Origin of the sequence: Mycobacterium szulgai (genome assembly GCF_002116635.1) — a bacterium.
GTDB lineage: Bacteria > Actinomycetota > Actinomycetes > Mycobacteriales > Mycobacteriaceae > Mycobacterium > Mycobacterium szulgai.
In genome coordinates this window covers 93,757-112,987 of record NZ_LQPW01000019.1, presented here as the reverse complement: position 1 = coordinate 112,987, position 19,231 = coordinate 93,757, and the positions used below count along the sequence as shown (strand labels likewise).

Annotated in this window: 11 protein-coding genes; 1 reads left to right on the top strand and 10 read right to left on the bottom strand. The window is 65.3% G+C overall.

Going from position 1 to position 19,231, the window contains the following annotated elements; translation table 11 throughout:
- Nucleotides 1-38: 38 nt before the first annotated feature.
- Nucleotides 39-1,241 (top strand): acyl-CoA dehydrogenase family protein, encoded by a 1,203-nt coding sequence (locus AWC27_RS05120; RefSeq protein WP_085669485.1) that lies wholly within the window; start codon nt 39-41, stop codon nt 1,239-1,241.
- On the opposite strand, the gene AWC27_RS05115 is transcribed toward AWC27_RS05120, so the two are convergent.
- From AWC27_RS05115 to AWC27_RS05070, 10 genes are all read right to left on the bottom strand, one after another.
- The gene (locus AWC27_RS05115; protein ID WP_169726722.1) at nt 1,233-2,087 is read right to left on the bottom strand and encodes a class I SAM-dependent methyltransferase; all 855 of its coding nucleotides are present in this window, start codon (nt 2,085-2,087) and stop codon (nt 1,233-1,235) included. The two genes, AWC27_RS05120 and AWC27_RS05115, sit on opposite strands and share 9 nt — an antisense overlap.
- A 50-nt stretch (nt 2,088-2,137) precedes the next feature.
- Entirely contained in the window at nt 2,138-5,032 is a 2,895-nt protein-coding gene (locus tag AWC27_RS05110; RefSeq protein ID WP_085669636.1) for an MMPL/RND family transporter, read from the bottom strand.
- A 21-nt stretch (nt 5,033-5,053) separates the two neighbouring features.
- Complete coding sequence (locus AWC27_RS05105; protein WP_085669483.1) at nt 5,054-6,439, bottom strand: aminotransferase class I/II-fold pyridoxal phosphate-dependent enzyme; 1,386 nt, start codon at nt 6,437-6,439, stop codon at nt 5,054-5,056.
- Complete coding sequence (locus tag AWC27_RS05100) at nt 6,436-12,807, bottom strand: type I polyketide synthase (RefSeq protein ID WP_085669482.1); 6,372 nt, start codon at nt 12,805-12,807, stop codon at nt 6,436-6,438. Before AWC27_RS05100 ends, AWC27_RS05105 begins: the two co-directional genes overlap by 4 nt.
- Before the next feature lie 483 nt (nt 12,808-13,290).
- Nucleotides 13,291-13,794 (bottom strand): nitroreductase/quinone reductase family protein, encoded by a 504-nt coding sequence (locus tag AWC27_RS05095; RefSeq protein WP_085669481.1) that lies wholly within the window; start codon nt 13,792-13,794, stop codon nt 13,291-13,293.
- A gap of 193 nt (nt 13,795-13,987) precedes the next feature.
- A complete protein-coding gene (gene alsS, locus AWC27_RS05090; RefSeq protein ID WP_085669480.1) occupies nt 13,988-15,649 on the bottom strand; it encodes an acetolactate synthase AlsS in 1,662 nt (553 codons plus the stop codon).
- A 3-nt stretch (nt 15,650-15,652) separates the two neighbouring features.
- Complete coding sequence (gene budA / locus AWC27_RS05085; RefSeq protein ID WP_085669635.1) at nt 15,653-16,432, bottom strand: acetolactate decarboxylase; 780 nt, start codon at nt 16,430-16,432, stop codon at nt 15,653-15,655.
- A gap of 103 nt (nt 16,433-16,535) precedes the next feature.
- The gene (gene dmpG, locus AWC27_RS05080; RefSeq protein ID WP_085669479.1) at nt 16,536-17,558 is read right to left on the bottom strand and encodes a 4-hydroxy-2-oxovalerate aldolase; all 1,023 of its coding nucleotides are present in this window, start codon (nt 17,556-17,558) and stop codon (nt 16,536-16,538) included.
- Entirely contained in the window at nt 17,555-18,538 is a 984-nt protein-coding gene (locus AWC27_RS05075) for an acetaldehyde dehydrogenase (acetylating) (protein ID WP_281255883.1), read from the bottom strand. The genes dmpG and AWC27_RS05075 overlap by 4 nt, the downstream gene beginning before the upstream one ends.
- On the bottom strand, nt 18,535-19,167 hold the full coding sequence (locus AWC27_RS05070) for a TetR/AcrR family transcriptional regulator (protein ID WP_085669478.1): 633 nt from the start codon (nt 19,165-19,167) through the stop codon (nt 18,535-18,537). Before AWC27_RS05070 ends, AWC27_RS05075 begins: the two co-directional genes overlap by 4 nt.
- Nucleotides 19,168-19,231: the final 64 nt, after the last annotated feature.

The window sequence follows — 19,231 nt, the reverse complement described above, 5'->3', positions numbered from 1 at the left end:
ACCTGGGTGACTATCTGATACGAGCTGAAAGATCAATCATGGCAATCAATCTGGAGCTCCCACGCAAGTTGCAGGCCGTCATCGTCAAGACCCATCAGGGCGTCGCGGAGCTGGTCCGGCCGATCGCGCGTAAGTACGACCTGAAGGAACACGCCTACCCTGTCGAGCTGGACACGCTGATCAACATGTTCGAGGGCGCCGCCGAATCGTTCAGCTTCGCCGGAGCCGACACCCTCGGCGACAGCGAGCGCAAAGAGGACAACCACAACGGCGGCAACATGGCCGCCCTCGTGCAGACCCTGGAGGCCTGCTGGGGCGATGTCGCGATGCTGCTGTCCATCCCGTACCAGGGCCTGGGCAACGCGGCGATCTCCGCTGTGGCCACCGACGAACAGCTCGAACGCCTGGGCAAGGTGTGGGCGGCCATGGCCATCACCGAGCCGGGCTTCGGATCGGACTCGGCGGCCGTGTCGACCACGGCCACCCTGGACGGCGACGAGTACGTCATCAACGGCGAGAAGATCTTCGTCACCGCCGGTTCGCGCGCCACCCACATCGTGGTGTGGGCCACGCTGGACAAGTCGCAGGGCCGCGCGGCGATCAAGTCGTTCATCGTGCCGCGCGAGCACCCCGGCGTCACCGTCGAACGGCTCGAACACAAGCTCGGCATCAAGGGTTCCGACACCGCGGTGATCCGGTTCGACAATGCCCGCATTCCCAAGGACAACCTGCTGGGTAACCCGGAAATCGAAGTCGGCAAAGGCTTTGCCGGTGTGATGGAGACTTTCGACAACACCCGGCCGATCGTTGCCGCCATGGCCGTCGGAGTCGGCCGCGCCGCGCTGGAAGAGATCCGAAAGATCCTCACCAACGCCGGTGTGGAGATCGACTACGACAAGCCGTCGCATGCCCAAAGTGCGCCTGCCGCAGAGTTTTTGCGGATGGAAGCGGACTGGGAGGCCAGCTATCTGCTGTCGCTGCGTGCGGCGTGGCAGGCCGACAACAACATCCCCAACTCCAAGGAAGCGTCGATGAGCAAGGCCAAGGCGGGCCGGATGGCCAGCGACGTCACGCTCAAGACCGTCGAATTGGCCGGCACCACCGGCTATTCCGAGCAGACGTTGCTGGAGAAGTGGGCCCGCGACTCCAAGATTCTGGATATCTTCGAGGGAACTCAGCAGATTCAGCAGCTGGTCGTCGCCCGGCGGCTGCTGGGCCTGTCCTCGGCAGAGCTAAAATAGCCGCACCAGCGATCCGGCCGAGGTGGATCCAAAAGTGTGCACGCGATAGCCATCTCGCACACTCTTCAACACCGTCCTGAACAACAGTTCGGGCACCCAGATCCGCCCGAAGTCGCGTGCCCGTCCCACCACCGAGACGGGATCACCGTCGCGGTAATAACCGTTGTCCAGGAACAGCCGTTCGGGTTCGGACTCGATCAGCTTGAACTCGCTGCCCAGCGCCACGATGGTGTCGTAGGCCTTCCCCATGTGCTTTTCAAAGAACGTCTTGTTCATCAAGTCGCAGACCAGCGTGTGTTCGGGCAGCGCCACTCGCAGTGTCCGCAGTAGGTCGACGGTCTGCTCCCGGGTCAGGTACATGAACACGCCTTCGATCACTATCAGGGTCTTAGCCGCAGGATCGCAGGCGCTCAACGCCTTTCGCAGGTCACCCTTGTCGAACTCGACCGAGATGCGCCGCAGCGGGTTCGGGCAGGTATCCGCCGGTAGCCGAGCGTTCTTGTGTTCGATGACGGCCGGTTCGTCGAACTCGAACCAGCGGCCCCCGGCGATCCGGAAGGCGCGGCTGTCGAAACCGGCGCCGATGTTGACGACCTGCAGATCCGGATGGGCTCTGAGATGCTGCGCGATTTCATCCTGAATGATCCGCGACCGCAGCACCGTGCTGACGTTCTGCCGGGCCGACTCGTGGAACCTATCGAAGATCGCCTGGCCTTCCTCGGTCAGGAAATCCTGAGCGTAGATGTCTGCACACAAAGACCGCGGCGACCGCGCATCCTCGGCCCGCATACCGCAGCAATAGAACGCGGTTTTCGAGATGGGTGTCAGGTCCGCTGCAACCGTCATGTAGTAGGCCTCTCTCCTCGAATCCTGCTGCGTCGCTGCTCTATTCATCATCAGCGGCCGGCCCCCACCAAATCACGCGCCGCGTCGCAAGGCGCGGGATCAATCGCGCCCGCGGCGGACTCCCCGGCGGCATCGTCGACACCCGGTTGGGCTTTGGCCTTCGGTATGGCGCGCAGGTGTGGCCACCAGAACCAGCGACCAAGCAGGCCCACCAACGCCGGCAGGATGAAACTCCGCACGACCAAAGTGTCGAGCACCAGCCCCACGCCGATGGTCGTCCCGATTTGCGCGACGTTCAGCACGCTGCTGGTAGCCAACGCGAACATCGTTATGCCGAAGACAAGTCCGGCGGTGGTGACCACCCCACCGGTGGCCGCGAAGGCACGGATGATGCTGCGGCGCGGCCCGGCCCAACGCTCCTCCCGGATGCGCAACGCCAACAGCAGGTTGTAGTCGGAGCCGACGGCGACCAGCGCGCCGAAAGTGATCGGCGGTACCGCCCAATGCAATTCATGTCCGAGCAGGTACTGCCAGATCAAAACGCTGGCGCCCAGCGCCGCCGCGTAGGAGATGACGACGGTACCGACCACCACCAGCCCGGCCACCGGGCTTCTGAGCAGTAGTGCCACGATCGCGAACACCACCACCAGAACCGCGGCCACCAGCAGCAGCATGTCCTGGCGATCGAGCGCCTGCAGGTCGCGGGTCGTCGGTCCGACGCCGGCCAACTGGACGGCGGTCGCCTTGAACGTGCCCTCCTTGGTGGCCTCCCGGATGGCCGCCTTGATCGCCTGAGCTCGCTGGACACCATCGCTGCCCCACTCGTGCCCGTCCCCGTAGACCACCAGCACGGTGGCCTGACCGTTGGGCGACACGAAATTCTGCAATACCTCGCGCATCCGCGGATCGCTCATGGCTTTGCGGGACACGTAATAGCCGGTGCCGGGGCTGCCGTCGAACGCGCCGGCCAAGTCGTGCAGGTAACCGGATAGTTCCTGTATCGGTGAACTGATGCCGTCGATCAGTCTTTGAAAGCCCGCCATTGCCGCGCGTGCCCGCTGCAGGGAACTGCCGACACCGTTCAGCACCTGCGGCAGCTGGGCCAGTCCGGCCTCGGTAGTGGCGGAGCCGTGTGCGAGTTGCCCTGCGCTATCAGTCAATTGCGCCGAGCTTGCCACCACGTCGTCGGCCCACTGCACCAGCCCCGCAATGTCGCTGCACACCGGAGTCCCGACGCAATTCGGTATCTGCGCGGTGAAACTCCGCAGGGGGTCCAGATTTTGGGAGACGTCGTCAATGGTGCCCTTGAATTTGCCCATCGCGTCATGCATCTGTCCGGCGGCCGAATTCACCTCCCCCAGCCCGGCGGCGCCGAGTTGCAGACCATTGCGCAGGCCGTCGAGCGCAGTGGCCATTTCGTCGAGTGAGGCGTTGAGTTCGGTGAACGTTGTCTGGCGTGACGTGATCTGGCTGAGCGCATCGTCGAGCTGATCACCGATCTTGCCGGCTTGCGCGGTCAGCGTGGCTTCCTGCGGCACCGCCCCGTCCGGACGGCTGGCCGATTGCACCATCCGCACGCCGGGTATCGCCATGATCGCCTTAGTGATTCGCTCGATGGCGATCAGGCCGGCGGGATTGCGGACGTCGTGATCGGTTTCGATGGTGACGACGTCGGGCAGCAGCTGGTTGGGGCCGAAGTGACGGTCGGTCGCCTGGTAGCCGCGGTTGGATTCCGCGCCGGCCGGAGTAGCGGCGGCTTCGTCCCAACCGATGCTCATCCCGCACAGCGGAATCGCCATCGCGAGAATCACCGCACCGCTGGTCACCAGGATCGGTCCCGGCCAGCGGGCCACGATGACACCGATCCGCCGCCAGCGCCGCGCTATCGACGAACGTTGGGGCTTGAGCAGGTTCCTGCGTTCGGCGAGTGCGATCAGGGCGGGCGTCAGCGTCAGCGCTGCCAGCATGGCAGCGAGAACGCCGACGGCACACGCGGTTCCGTTGGCGCGGAAGATACTGATGCGCGCGAAAGCCAGACATCCGAAGGCTGTGGCCACCGTCAGCGCCGACCCCACGATCACCGGCGTCACACCGCGGTAGGCCTCGGGTAACGCTGCGGCGGAGGTGACGTCGTCTTTGTGCCGTTCGTGGTAGCGCCCGATCAAGAAGATGGCGAAGTCGGTGCCCGCACCCAGAATCACACCCGCGCTCAATGCGATGGACAGCGGCGAAACCTCGATCAGGTTGGCACCACCGAGCACGGCGAGGATCGGCCGGGCCACCGCCAGCGCGAGGCCCACCGACACCAACGGAACCATTGCGGTGATGAGCGACCGGTAGACGATGACCAGCAACAGCAGTAGCGCTACGGTCGTTGCCAGCGTGATGAGTAGCGTCTGGGCATCGATCGCACCGAACTCGTCCATGATGGTGGCCCCGGGGCCGGTGATGTATACCTGCAGCCCCTCGGGCGGGTGCAATCGTGAAACGATTCCGCGCATAGCGGTTATCGACGCCCTGGCCGCCGACGTGCCCACCATGCCCGACGGGCGCACGACGGCCAGCGCCACGTTGCGGTCCTTGCTCAGCGCCGCATCCGCGGTCGCCGGCGTTCCCCACCAGTCGATGACGTCGTTGACGTGGCGGGAATCGCCACGCAGCGCCGTGATCACCTGCCGGTAGAACGCCCGGTCCGCCTCGGTCAGCGGCCCATGGCGTTCCAGCACGACATATTCGATGTTGTCGGTCGCCGGCTCGGAGAACGCCGCCGCCGAGCGTTGCACCGCAACCGAACTGGCGGCGTCGGCCGGCAACAGTGGGCCCTCATGGGTGGCGACCACCCGTTCTAGCTGGGGGACAAAGACATTCGCGACGCCGGCGACCACCAGCCATGCGCCGACGACCCATAGCGCATAGCGGTGGATGAAGCGTGCAAAGGTGGTCACCACGTCGGCATTCGTCCCGTCTCACATCGCGATCGCGGCGCCGACTTCGGTAGCCAGACCAACGACTTCGGCTACCAGATCGGCGGTGGTGATCAATTGCTCTTCGGTGTGTTCGGCGGTCACGAAGAACCGCAGGCGCTCCTGGCCCGGACCGACCCCAGGCGATGCCACCGGGCCGACGTACACGCCGCGTTGCAACAGCAGCGACGACGCGTAGAGAACCTGGATCTCGCCGGGAACCAGTACCGGACAGATCGGGGTGCCCTGCGAGAACCCGAGGTCGAGGTTGCGCTCGCGCAGCGCCGAACTGAACAGCTTGGCGTTACTCCACAGCCGGGCGACCCGGTCGGGCTCGCTTTCGAGCACCTCGAGTGCGGCCAGCGCGGCCGCGGCCGCACTCGGTGGCGGACCAACGGTCAGCGTCGTCACCGGAGAGGTATGCAGCGCCTGAATCAGCTCGGCACTGCCGGCGATGAACCCGCCACAGCTGCCCAGCGCCTTGGACAGGCAGCCCATCCAAATGTCCACCGCGTCACCGGGCAGGCCGAAGTGTTCACGCACGCCGTGCCCTTGGGCGCCGAACACCCCGATCGAGTGCGCCTCGTCGACCATGACGGCGCAGTCGAATTCGCGAGCCACAGCGGCGAGTTCGGGAAGCTGCCCGACATCGCCGTCCATGCTGTAGTGGCCTTCGATGACGACGAGCACCCGGTCGAAGCGCTCCCGCGACATGCGCAGCACACCACGCAACGATTCGGGATCGTTGTGGCGGAATGTCATGCTGCGCGCACCCGCCCACCGCGCTCCGGTGATCACGCTGTTGTGGATGAGCGCGTCACAGACGACGGCATCGCGTTCGCTCATGAGGAACCCGATGACCCCGGAGTTCGTCAGATATCCACTGGTGGCGATGATGGCCGCTTCGACGTCATAGATATCGGCCAGCTTGCGCTCCAGGTTGGGATAGATCTCGATCTCACCGGACGTGATCCGGCTCGCCGACGCCGAGGCACCGTACTTGCCCACCGCCTCTTGCACTGCCCCAATCACTTTCGGGTGATGAGCCAGTCCGAGGTAGTTGTAGTTGGAGAAGTTGGTCGTCGCCCCGTAGGGCCCGTCGATGACCGAGGTGTTGAACCCTTGCCGCGGGATGAACAGCGGATTGGGCATCTTGGTCAGCTTCTCCATGGCCAGTGCGCTTTGGGCGCGTTCCCGCGCCGCCACCACATCCGGTTGATCGGCGAATCCCCGGCTTTGTCTACCGGTGCCGCCCGGCCGCGGCGGTGCAGCAACCGGCGGCGCGACGGCCGACGCGGGATCGGCTGCCGGCGAGGTCTTTTCGCCGCCATCGGTGTTGGTGAGTAGACTGCGCGCGATGTCACGCGCCGATGCCACGCTTGCGGTCATGCTGCGGCTCCTGTTCCGGTAGTGATCACTTCTGCGATATGGGAGCCCGCCTGCCGAAGGTCGAAAGTACGTCCCATCTGTAGCGTGGCCAGATGCACGCCGAGCGCTTGGCTGGCCCTGGCCCCGAATTCGACGGCCATGAGCGAGTCGAGTCCGAGTTCGGTTACCGGCACATCGATTTCGATCGACTCGGCTGAAACACCCATCACGCCTGCCAGTTGCTCGGCGAGCATGTAGGCGACTACCTCGCCACGCTTGCCTTCGTCCAGTGCGATCAGGGCGCTACGCAGGCGCTCTCCGGACGAATTCGCCTCAGCGGCAGCCGAAACCAGCGCCGTGGTGCGCAGCAGCTGGCGCAGGTGGCCAACCGTGGCGTTCACCTTGGACCAGTTGATCGGGATGATCGCCGCCTGCGTGATGCCCAATCGCATCGCCGCTTCCAGATAGATGGGGCCGTCGTCCATATCGATCGGGTCGAAGCCCGCGGCGTTGAGATACCGTGCGGCGGTCTCGTCGGAAGCCATCCCGCCGGCCAGACCGGACATGTGACCCCACCCGATGCAGATCGCGGTCTGCCCACGGCGAACGATCTCCTCGGTAACTGACTGCAACGCGAGGTTGGCCGAGGTGTAGCTGTACTGCCCCATGGTGCCCAGCATCGATCCGCCCGACGAGTAGAAGGCGAACTGGTCGAGCGTGACTCCAACCTCGCTGACGGCGGCCCAAAGTGCCCGCGCGCCTTCGACCTTGGCGTCATAGACACGCCTGAGGCTGTCAAGCTCGAGATCGGCCACCCGCTGATCGGCGACCGCGCCCGCGGTGTGGAAGATACCGCGCAGCGGACGCTCGGCGGTATGACTGCGTCGCACCAGAGCGGTAACCGCGGACTGGTCGGTCACGTCGAGCAGTTCCTCGGTGATCTCGATCCCGGCGGTGCGCCACTGTTCGAGCTGCTTGCGTGCGATCTCGGTGGTGGCACCGCTGCGCCCGACCAGGATGAGGTGGCGGGCCCCGCGCCGGACCAACCATCGTCCGGTCGCCAACCCGAAGCCGCCGTAGCCGCCGGTGATCAGGTAGGAGGCGTCGGAATGCGTGACGACCTGCTGCCAGCTGGGCTTCACCGGTGGCGCGTCGTCGGTGAGGCGGACCGCCACGCGGCCGGTCCGCTCGGAGCGGAATACCTCCTCGCACGCTTGGGCCAGCTCTGCGGTCCCGAATACCTGCACCGGCAGCGGCTGGTAGGTCCCGTTGCCGAACTTTTCGCAGATGCTGGTGATCAGGTCCACGAAGCCCAGCGAGTTGTGGGCCAGCATGCGGTCCATGTCGATGGAGAAGTAGCCGACGTTCTTGTCGAACGCCGCCAAATCCAACGTGCCGCCCTGATAGATATCGGCTTTGCCGACTTCGATGATGCGCCCGAATTCGGCGACGGCCTCGAAGTTGTGGCGCAGGATCTCGCCCGGGGCACTGCTGATGATCACGTCGGCACCGCGGCCGTTGGTGATTTCACGAACGTCATCGACGAAGTTGAGCGAGCGCGAATCGATCACGTGGTCCGCGCCGGCGGACAGCGCGTACGCGCGTCGCTCGTCGGTGCGGGCGGTGCCGATAACCTCTGCGCCACGGGCCTTTGCGACCTGAATCGCGGCCGTGCCGACGCCGCCGGCGGCGCCGTGGATCAGGACTGTCTCACCCGGCTCCAATCGGGCCAGCGTCAGCAAGGATCGCTCGGCCGTCAGGAACGCGGTGATGCTGGTGCAGTGTTCGGGACCGAAATCGACGGAGCCGGTAGGCCCCGAAGGTAAGAGCTTGCCGCACAGGCCCGCTTCGGCGAGGTGGTAGCGGGTCAGCATGCCCTTGGCCGCGGTGATGACGACATCGCCGACTTCCAGCTCGGTGACGTCCGAGCCGACCCGAGTCACCACCCCGACGCCTTCCATGCCCAGTTCGGTGCCGAAATGCGTTGGTGCAAGCTCTCTTTCACCGAGCAGGCCGAGCACCTTGATGGCATCCTTGTAGTTCAGTCCGACGACCTGCATCTGCAGCTCCACCTGGCTGGGTTCCGGCGTCGGGCGTGCGCAGCGCCGCCAGCCGAGTTCGGAGATGATCCGCGACTTGGGCACCTCGACAGTGAAGTTGGCCTCCGGGTCGGCGAGCGGCTCGGTCTTGGCCATCGCCTCCAGCCGTTGCGGCAGGGTGCGGGTGATGACCGGCGTGAACCGCAAGCCGCTGCGCAGCAGCACTTCGTCGGCATTGTCGTTGGAAAACGCTCCCGGCACTGACAATTCGGTCATCAGGTCGATCAGTTGCGTATCCGGCTCGACGTCCACCAGACGCCAGCGCAGGCGCGGCTGCTCGCCGACTAGGACGCGGCGCGCCCCGGCCAGCCCCGCGTGGCTGGGGTTGGGTAGCGACACGTCGCTGTGGTGAGCGAATGCTCGTTCGGTCACCAGGCTGACGTAGAACGTGTCGTCACCGGTCGAGCCGTCGCCGAACACCGACTTCTTCTCGGTTCCCGCACCGTCCTGCTCGTCGAGGAACCTTTCGGTCGCGGTGGCGACCTGTTGCAGCGACCACAAGGCGCCAACATCATCCCTGTCATCGCCGATCTCGCCGGCGACAACGCAGACATGCAACCGCGGCAGATTTGACGAGATCTCCGAAAGCCGTTGCGGGAGTGCATCGAACGGGTCGGCTTCGGAATCCACCATCTTGGTGCAGTCATAGTAGACCCCGTGCGGCAGAGCGTCGGCCAGCTCACGGGCCAGCCGGTGCGGCCGGTCACCAATCGCCACCACCAGGGTGGCGGTCTGATCGGCGGGCGTGAGCATGTCCGGACTCAGCTGCTCGCGAAGATCCCACACCTCCTCGTAGAACAGCGGGTCCATGTGGTCGAGCGGACCCCGCCCCGGGGTGATGGAACCGAACCGAACACCGACGAGCTGCAGGCATGCGCTTTGGTCGGAATCCAGCACGACGATATCGGCGCACATTGGGTCACTCTCGTGGCGCCGAGCGATCACCGTGACGTCATCGGAGAGCGGGCCGAAGGCCCGGATCGCCTGCACCGCGATGGGGACGACGGTGCCGTGCGTACGACCGACCGCCTGGTCGATGAGCGGGGCCACGACCTGCAGCGCCGCGTCGATGACACAGGGATGAGCGAAGTGCCGCGTCACATCCGAGTCCGGCCGGGCGTCCACCGTGGCGACCGCCTCGGTCGCGCTCGCGTGTAGCGAGGTGATGCGCTGGAAGTTCGGGCCGGTGGTCAGGCCACGGGTGCCCAGCACCGCATACAGCGCCGCCGGCACGATCTCGGTCATCTCCCGGGTATTGGGAACCGGATGCTTTGTGACGAGATACGTTCCGTCCACCAGCCGCCCGGTGGCATGCACGGTCCACGCCGTGTTGGCCGCGGCGCGCGAGCGGATCGTGAAGCGGCGACTCGCCTCGTCGAACTCGGTACGCATCACCGTGCCGTCGGCGGGATCGACGATGAGCGGAGCAACGAACCGGACGTCTTCGGCGGTCACCGACGTGCTGCCGGTACGCATCGCCGCGGCACTGAGCGCGGCATCCAGATATGCCGCACCCGGGATGAGACACGCGCCGTTGACTACGTGATCGGCCAGCCACGGCAGCGTCTGCCCGCTGACCTTCAGCTGCCAGGCCAACCGGTCGTAGAGGTCGGGGTCTCCCAGCATCGAATAGCCCTCGCGGGAGCCGTACTTCGCCTGGGTGTGTTCGGGCAGCTCTTGATGCAAGCGTTGCCGCTGCCACGGGTAGCGCGGAAGTGCCAGGTGCCCGGCGGGTTTGGTGAACGTGCCGGACAGGTCGAGCGCTCCGGCGGCATACAGCCCGGAGATCGTCTGCCGCACGCTTTCGGCGTCGGGCCGCTTGCGGTCCAGCGTCGAGACGGTGGTGCCGGACTCCCCGTCGGCAAGCAGGGTCTCGCGGATGTTCGCCGAAAGGACCGGGTGCGGGCCGACCTCGATGAAGATGCGATGGCCCGCCCGAACGAGGGTCTTGATCGCGTCGGCGAATCGCACGGGCTGGCGCACGTTGTCGCACCAATAGTCGGCGTCCCAATTGGTCGCGGCGGCGCCGGTGACCGTCGAGTACAGCGGAAGGCGTGGTTCCCTGGGTGTGATATCGGCCAGCACGGACCTCAGCTCGTCCAGGATGGGGTCCATCCGGCGGCTGTGATAGGGCACCTCGACGCGCAGTATGCGGGCGAATACGCCACGCTCGCTGAGGGTTTCGCAAAGAGCTTCCAGCTCACCGGGGTCACCGGCCACGGTCACCGATGACGGGCTGTTGATGGCCGCGACATCGATCTCGGGGTAGTCGGCCAGCAGCGGCCGGACGTCGTCGACCGGCAAGCCGATCGCGAGCATGCCGCCGGTTCCGGCAGTCGTAGCCTGCAATCTGCCGCGGTGGTGCGACACCACCAGAGCGTCGCGCAACGACAGCATGCCGGACACATAGGCCGCGGAGACCTCGCCCACGCTGTGTCCGACCACGATGTCCGGAGTGATTCCGAACGTGGCGAGTTCGTTCGTCAGCGCCACCTGGATGAGGAAGTTCGCCGGTTGGGCAAACTCGGTGGAGGCGATCTTCGACTCTTCCTCGGAGCGCAACAGCTCCTCGATGATCGACCATCCGGCGATGTCTTTAAAGACGGTGTCGATGCGGGCGGCTTCGGATGCGAACGCGCCGCCTGCGTTCAGCAGATCGCGGCCCATCGCCCACCACTGCGGGCCCATGCCGGAGAACACGAACACCGAGCCGGCGCAGCGGCCCACCACCGTGCCGACCGGGGCCCCGCCCGCCGCCAGCTTGCGCAGCTGCTCGGTGAGGTCCACCGGATTGGCGAACGATATGCCAGCGCGATAGCGGTGGTGCGCCCGGCGCGTCCACGCCGCGGCGAGCAGGTGGTCGGGATCCGTGCTGGATTCCAGTAGGTCGGCATACGCGCCGGCCAGCTCGCGTACCGCCGCTTCGCTGCGCGCCGAAACGGGAAATACGTTGACGTCGAGTTGCTTTGGCGCCAGCGGAAGCGCTGTCTGGGTGGCCGCCTGCGGCTCGGCCAGGATCGCGTGTGCGTTGGTACCGCCGTATCCGAAGCCATTGATAGCAACCGCCATCCGGTCGACCTCGACACCCACTTCCCGGGCTTCGAGCTGTATTGCAACGCGCAACTCATCGAACGGAATATCGGGGTTGGGGTCCTCGAACCAACCTTGGGGCGGCAGCGTCCGGTGGTACACCGCCAGTGCCCCCTTGATGACGCTGGCGACGCCGGCGGCTGCTTCGGTGTGACCGATCGTCGATTTCACCGATCCAACGGGCAGAAGTTCGGTGCGTCCCTCCACGGCGCCGTACACGCGGCCGAGCGCACGCAGCTCCACCGGGTCGCCGACCGGTGTTCCGGTGCCGTGCGCCTCCACATAGGTGACCTGATGCGCAGGAATGCCGGAGCGCTCGCACACCGACCGCGCCAATGCCTCTTGGGAATCCAGGCTGGGCACGGTGATCGCGGTGGTGCGTCCGTCCTGATTGGAACCGGTCGCCTCGACCACAGCGTAGATGCGGTCCCCGTCACGCACGGCGTCTTCCAGCCTGCGCAGCAGAACCATCCCGGCTCCCTCGCCACGGCCGTAGCCGTCGGCCGAGGCCGAGAACGACTTGCAGCGCCCGTCGGTGGCCAGGAAGCCGCCCTTGCACATCGTGACGAAGGTCTCCGGCTGCAGCATCATGTTGACGCCACCGACCAGAGCCATGTCACAGTCGCCGTTGATAATCCCTTGTGTCCCAAGGTGGAACGCGACCAGGGACGAGGAGCATGCGGTGTCGACGGTCAGCGCCGGCCCCTTCAGGTTGAGGGCGTAAGCGAGGCGGTTCGACAGCATGGTGAACGAGGCACTCGCCGCGGAGTGCATGTTGACGTGGGCCAGCGCCGCGCCGGACACCGCGTTGATGACGTGGTCGGTGGTGAACGCGCCGACGTAGACGCCGACGGACTGACCGGATACTCGACCGGCGACGCCGGCATCGTCGAGGGCCTCCCAGGCCACTTCCATGATCATCCGCTGCTGGGGGTCCAGGGTGGTTCCTTCGCGCGGTGATATGCCGAAGAAGTCGGGATCGAACTGCCAGGGGTCGCATTCGAGGAACGCGGCGCGCTTGGTGTACATCCGCTCGGCCGCACGCTTGTCGGGGTCATAGTAACGGCGGTAATCCCACCGCTCGGCCGGTATGTCCACCACACCGTCGCCCTTGTTAACTACGAAGTCCCAAAACGATTGTGCAGAATCGATTCCGCCGGCGTACCGGCACCCGATCCCCACGATTGCAACACGACTCACTGCACCTGCTCCTAGATAAATTGGTACGCAACAAGGCTTTTGGCATGACATTGGCGCAGCACGCCATCGCCGACATTTCGCTGCTGAGGAAGCGCGATCGCGGCGCCGGACAAACCGGCGCGCAGATGGCACGTTGCTGATCACAAACTGTATTACCGCGTGCAATCATTGCACGTAATAACAGTTGCCTATGTAATCGTTCGGTTGATTATGATATGCGGCGCGCAGCCAGAGCGCAAGAGCCTTTTTAAGACCTGGGCGAAAAAATGTGCATTTTCACCTGAATGGGCAGCCTCGCAATTGCCCGGCCGAACCCGCCAATCGTTGCCACAGCCGCATGAAATAACTTGCCGGTCAACGGAATACGCGAGGCGACCGGCGCCGGGTGCGGCGCGCAACACGCGCGCGCCGTCCGACCAGTGCAGAAAAAAGACGCAACAAAACAACCAATACGGCCGCACCCGGGCGCAGTGGTAAGGGTCGCTATCCAGCCACCGCAGTGTCGGCGATCACTGCATCGACCGGCTCGAAGACGAAGACGTAGCGGGCCCCGCCACGCTTCAGGTAGGTGTCGTGCGCGGGCCACATCTCCACTAGTTTCGGCATGTTGCGGTCGATCTCGTCGCCCGTGGCAAGCCGGGCCAGGTAGCGCTTGGCGCTACCCGCGATATCGATATCCGCCGCCGGGTTTGCGAACAGGTTCTTGGGCCAACTGCTCGCCGTTTCCAGACCGAGGTTCTCGCAGGCCGCGACCAAGTTCTCGCCATCGGGTACGTAGAACACCGGAACCGTGCGCCGCTTGCCGGTCTTCCTCCCGGTTGTGGTCAGCAGCATCGTCGTCAGCGCGGGACCCATCAACGACAGCCGCCCGCGGCTGAGGCGAATCAATGCGCGGTCCAACTTCGAGGCGATGTGCTTGACGTATTTGGCGAACCAAAGCTTATGGCCGAGTCGGCGCATCGACCGGACGTACAGGACATACAGCATATGAACTCATCTCATTTCAGTTTCGGCTACCGCCGGGCTCGCCCAACTCAATAGGGGCGGTGCCACTTCGCAACCCGGCGGAACCCTCGCATTCCGCGAGCGCTACGATCATGTTCGCTGGCAACTATTGCCATGCGAATGAATCAACTGTTCATATCCTAGGTGGCGATGCGCTCAAGCGCAAGCAGCCGGTTCAGTCCACCACTCCGGCATGCAGCTGCGCGAAAAGTTCGGTGTTGCGGGTGTAGTCGACCGGCACGTCGATCACGGTGACACCGGGTTCAGTCAGCGAACATTGCAGCGCCTCCTCAAATTCCTCCATGCTGCCGACGCGAATTCCCTTGGCGCCGAACGCCATCGCGTAGTGCACAATGTCGTAGTCACCGAGCGCAACGCCCGAGGTGCGTCCGTACTTGAGCAGCTGCTGAAATGCCACCATGTCGTAGGCATTGTCGCGCAGGATGACGTGGGTGAAGTTGAGTCCCAGGCGGGTGGCAGTCTCCAATTCCTGTGCGCTGAAGAGAAACCCGCCGTCACCGGAGATCGAGACCACTTGAGTTCCGGGGCGCACCATCGCGGCGGCCATCGCCCAGGGCAACGCCACACCAAGAGTCTGTTGTCCGTCCGAGAACAGCAGCCGCCGCGGTTCATAGACGCGGAAGTGGCGCGCCATATAGATGTAGTGCGACCCCACATCGCAGGCGATGGTGGCGTCGTCGCGCACCGCATCACGGATCTTGAGCACGAGTGCCGCCGGCGCTAACGCGCGCTCGGAGTGCGGGTGAGCTCGTGCGTCGTCATCGATGCGGCGCAGCGCCTCGCGCTGCTCGGCGACCGCAGCGCCGGCCTCGCCCGACAACCGCAGCCCCGACACGAGGCGGGTCAGCTCGCCGATGGTGGCCGCGATGTCGCCGCGCAGCTCGCACGTCGGCTGGTAGTGGTTGTCGACATCGGCGGGCACCTCATCGATATGTATCAGTGTCCGGGCCGGATCGGTGTTCCATAGCCGGGGGACGTATTCAACGGGGTCGAAGCCCACGGTTACCAGGACATCGGCGTGCTGGATCAAGACGTCACCGGGCTGGTTGCGAAACAGGCCGACGCGGCCCACGAAATGGTCCTCGAGCTCGCGTGACACCAGTCCCGCGGCCTGGAACGTTTCCACCACCGGCAGGTCGGTCACCGCGAGCAGCTCGCGCAACTGCGCGCACGGCGCCGGCTCACCGGCGCGCACCCCGACGAACAGCACCGGACGTTCGGCAGCCCGAATCAGGTTGGCCGCCTGGGCGATCGACTCCAACGGCGCGGCACCCAGTGGTGGCACCGGCGCTGGCCGCACGATTGCCGTCGCCGTCGTCGCGGCACCAACGTCAGCGGGCAGCACCACCGCCGCGGCACCGCGCGGCACCGTCGTTGCGGCGCGGATCGCGTTGGCGACGGCTTCGGGGACGTTGTCGGGATCGTTGACCTCACCGGTGTACTTGGTGAATGGCCGCAGCGCGGCACAGGCGTCCATCGACTGGTGGGTGCGCTTAAGGCGGTCGGCGCGGGCCACGGCGCCGCAGATCGCGACCATCGGGTCCTGCTCGGTGGTTGCCGTCACCAGGCCGGTGGCCAAGTTCGTGGTGCCCGGTCCCGACGTCACCAGCGCGGCTCCCGGGATACCGGTCAGCCGGCCGACCGCGGCCGCCATGAACGCCGCGTTCTGTTCATGACGGCACACCACCAGCTCGATGTCGCTATCGAGCAGCGCGTCGAACACGGCATCGATCTTGGCGCCCGGAACGCCGAACACGTACCGAATCCCGTAGGCGCGCAGCGTCTCCACCACTCGCTGAGCCGACCGCACACTCATCGTCTAACCACCCTCGGTCTGGCGGATCTGCCCGTCCAGATCCTCATGGTCAAGCTCGGCGCCGAGAAATTGCGCCGTGCGCTGCAGGCTCAGATGCAACTCGGAGCGAATGCCGATCTCGACGGTGCCACTGACCAGCCGGTAGTCGAGCGTGTGTCCGCCTCGACGCCGGTCGGTGTCGATGAAGTGCGAGTGGTAGCCCGCCACCGCGATGCCTTGTTCGTAATCGGGCATCCGGAACCCGGCCAATGTTCCGCTCACATCGGTGAACGTCACCTCCTGCTGATCCTGCGTAGCCTCGGTGAACGGCCGGTACGGCGGGTGCTGTGCGGCGACGGTGCGGGTGTGGATACTGCTGAACTGACCCGTAACCCGCACGGCCACCATGAGATTGATGCTCTCCAGCGTCTGGTCGATGAGGGTCTTGAGCTTGGCGCGATCACACGGAACCGAGATGTCGATCCGGCGTTCGGGCCGAAACCAGGTGACCGCGGCGAACGGTGTGCGCTCCTCGGCGTCGGCGATCGTCGCGCTCCCGTCGCTGCGGAGCTGGTAGCAGACTCCGTCGAGAACCAGCATCTCGCCATCGAGACAGTTGAAGGTGCCCAGGCCAAAGTCGCCGTGGCGCAACAGCTCCCGGATCGTGACGTCGCCTTCGTATACGCCACTGAGCAGTGCCCCCATGGTCGACGTCTGGTAGATCTCACGTCCGCGGCGATGCGTCAGGATCGCGTGCGCCCACCGGCGAAAACCGGCGAGTTCGAGGGGCTCAAACGCTGGCAATTCGGTTCTCCTTCGCTGGCAGGACCACCGCCGGGCGGCCATGTTCGCGACAATACCGAGGTGCCACGCTGCTGGCATGCGCAGCGTTAGCCGCCGCGCCAGGCTACCGACTACTCGAACTGCTCTCGGCGGCGGTCAAGTCCAGCGCGATGTCGACGAGCATGTCTTCTTGCCCGCCCACCATGGCGCGCCGCCCGGCCTCTTCAAGCAGCGTGCGCGCGTCGATCCCAAAACGTTCGGCCGCGGCTTCCGCGTGGCGCAGAAAGCTCGAGTACACCCCGGCATAGCCCAGCGTCAGCGTCTCCCGGTCCACGCGAACCGGCCGGTGCTGCAATGGGCGAACGACGTCCTCGGCGGCATCCTCGAGCGCGTGCAGATCGCAGCCATGGTTCCACCCCAGCTTCTCGGCGGCGGCAATGAAAACCTCCAAGGGTGCGTTACCGGCGCCGGCACCCATGCCGGTGAGCGAGGCGTCCACGCGATGGGCGCCGTGCTCGACCGCGACGATCGAGTTGGCCACCCCCAGCGACAGATTGTGATGGGCGTGGATGCCGATTTCGGTTGTGGGCAAAAGTGTTTGACGCAACGCGTCGACACGGTCGGCGACATCGGCCATGGTCATAGACCCGCCGGAGTCGACCACATACACACAGCTCGCGCCGTAGCCTTCCATGAGCTTGGCCTGTTCGGCCAGTCTGCGCGCGGTGGTCAGGTGGCTCATCATCAGGAAGCCGACCGGGTCCAGACCGAGCTCGCGGGCGGCAGCCAGGTACGGGGCCGAGATGTCGGCTTCGGTGCAATGGGTGGCGACGCGTACCACCGCGACGCCCGCGCGCCGCGCATCTTTGAGGTTGTGCACGCTGCCGATCCCGGGCAGTAGCAGCGTGGCGACTTGGGCGCGGGTGACGACACCGGCGACGGCTTCGATCCATTCCAGGTCGGTGTGGGCGCCAAAGCCGTAGACACAGCTGGACCCGCCCAAGCCGTCGCCATGAGCGACCTCGACGGAATCCACCCCCGCGGCGTCGAGTGCCTTGGCGATTGTAGTGACGTGCTCGATGCTGTACTGATGCCGCACCGCGTGCATCCCGTCCCGCAGCGTCACGTCGCTGATGTAAAGATTCATGTTGCCGCTCCGGCGGTTTCGGTCTCGTGGACGGCGATGCGTTCGGCGGTGGCTTGGGCCGCCGAGGTCATGATGTCGAGGTTGCCCGCGTATGCGGGCAGGTAGTGCGCGGCGCCGGCGACTTCGAGCAGAACGGTCACCCGGGTGCCGGTGAACTTGCCCGTCTCGGGAATATACAGCGGGTTGTCGTCGGAGAAGCGTTCGAATTGAATCCGTTGCTTGAGCCGGTAGCCGGGCACATAGGTTCCGACCTTGTCCACCATGGCCAGCACATCGGTCTCGATCCGCCGATGGTCGGCCGGCCCGTTTTCCAAGCCGTCGACCAGACAGTAGACGGTATTGCGCATCATGACGGGTGGGTCAGCGGGGTTGAAGATCATCACCGCCTTGCCGCGCTGGGCCCCGCCGACGACTTGCAATGCGGCAGCGGTGGTTTCGATGAATTCGTCGATGTTGGCGCGCGTACCCGGACCGGCGGACTTCGACGATATGGACGATACGATCTCGGCGTAGGACACGGCCCCGCTCTGGGCCACCGCGGCGACGATAGGCACAGTGGCCTGCCCGCCGCAGGTGACCATGTTGAGGTTCGGCGCCTCGATGTGCTCGCCGAGATTGACCGCCGGCACACAGAACGGCCCGATCGAAGCGGGTGTGAGATCCAGTATCCGCACCCCGGAACCGGCCAGCTTGGCGCAGTTGACGCGGTGCGCGCTTGCGGAGGTGGCATCGAAAACCAGTTTGATATCAGCGAAGTGGGGCATAGCCAACAGACCCTCGACGCCGCCGGCGGTCGTCGGCACCCCCAACCGCGCGGCGCGGACGAGCCCGTCGGAGTGTGGATCGATGCCGACCATGGCGGCCGCCGTCAGCGGACCATCGCTGAGCAGGATCTTCATCATCAAATCTGTACCGATGTTGCCTGATCCGATAATCGCAACCGGCCACTGATGTTGGCCTGGAACAGTTTTCAGCCTCACCGACTCTCCCCCTCCGCGACGAAGCGGCGGGCCATGTCATAGAGTGCCCGGCCGTGCAACTCGAACAGCGCGATCAGATCGACCGCGTCGCCACCAATCTCCTTGGCGATGAACAGGCCGTCGCCGCCAGCCATCGCGTAACTGGCCAACTGGTGGACCTGTGAGTCGGTCAAGCCGGGCACGAACTCGCTGAAGTTGCGCTTGAGTTGCTCGAACGCCTGGGTGCGAACCTGCAGAAACATCCTGCGGGCGCGGGGTTCGGTCGGCCGGCGTTCCAGGGCCAGCATCAACCCCAGCCGGATGAAATCCGGCGCATCCAGCAATGCCTTGGCGATCTGCGCTGCCAGCCCCAGGAACAGCTCCTCGGTGGTGCCATTCTCAGGCACGTCCCACGCCGTCTCCCAGGCGCCGAAACTGCGCTCGATGACCGCCGCGATCAGGTCGTCCTTGTCCTTGAAGTGCCAGTAGATCGAGCTGGCGGGCAGTCCGCACTTGGCACTTACCAACGCGATACTGGTGCCCTCGTAACCACGCTCGGCCGCGATTTCGGTGGCCGCATCCAAGATCCGACCCCGCGACAACTCCCCGTCAGCCCGACTGCCGCGACGCTTGGCCGCCTCTTTCGCCATCGAACCACCTCCACGTTTGGGCATTGACTCTGTAGTGATCACTACACTACCGTAGTGATCACTA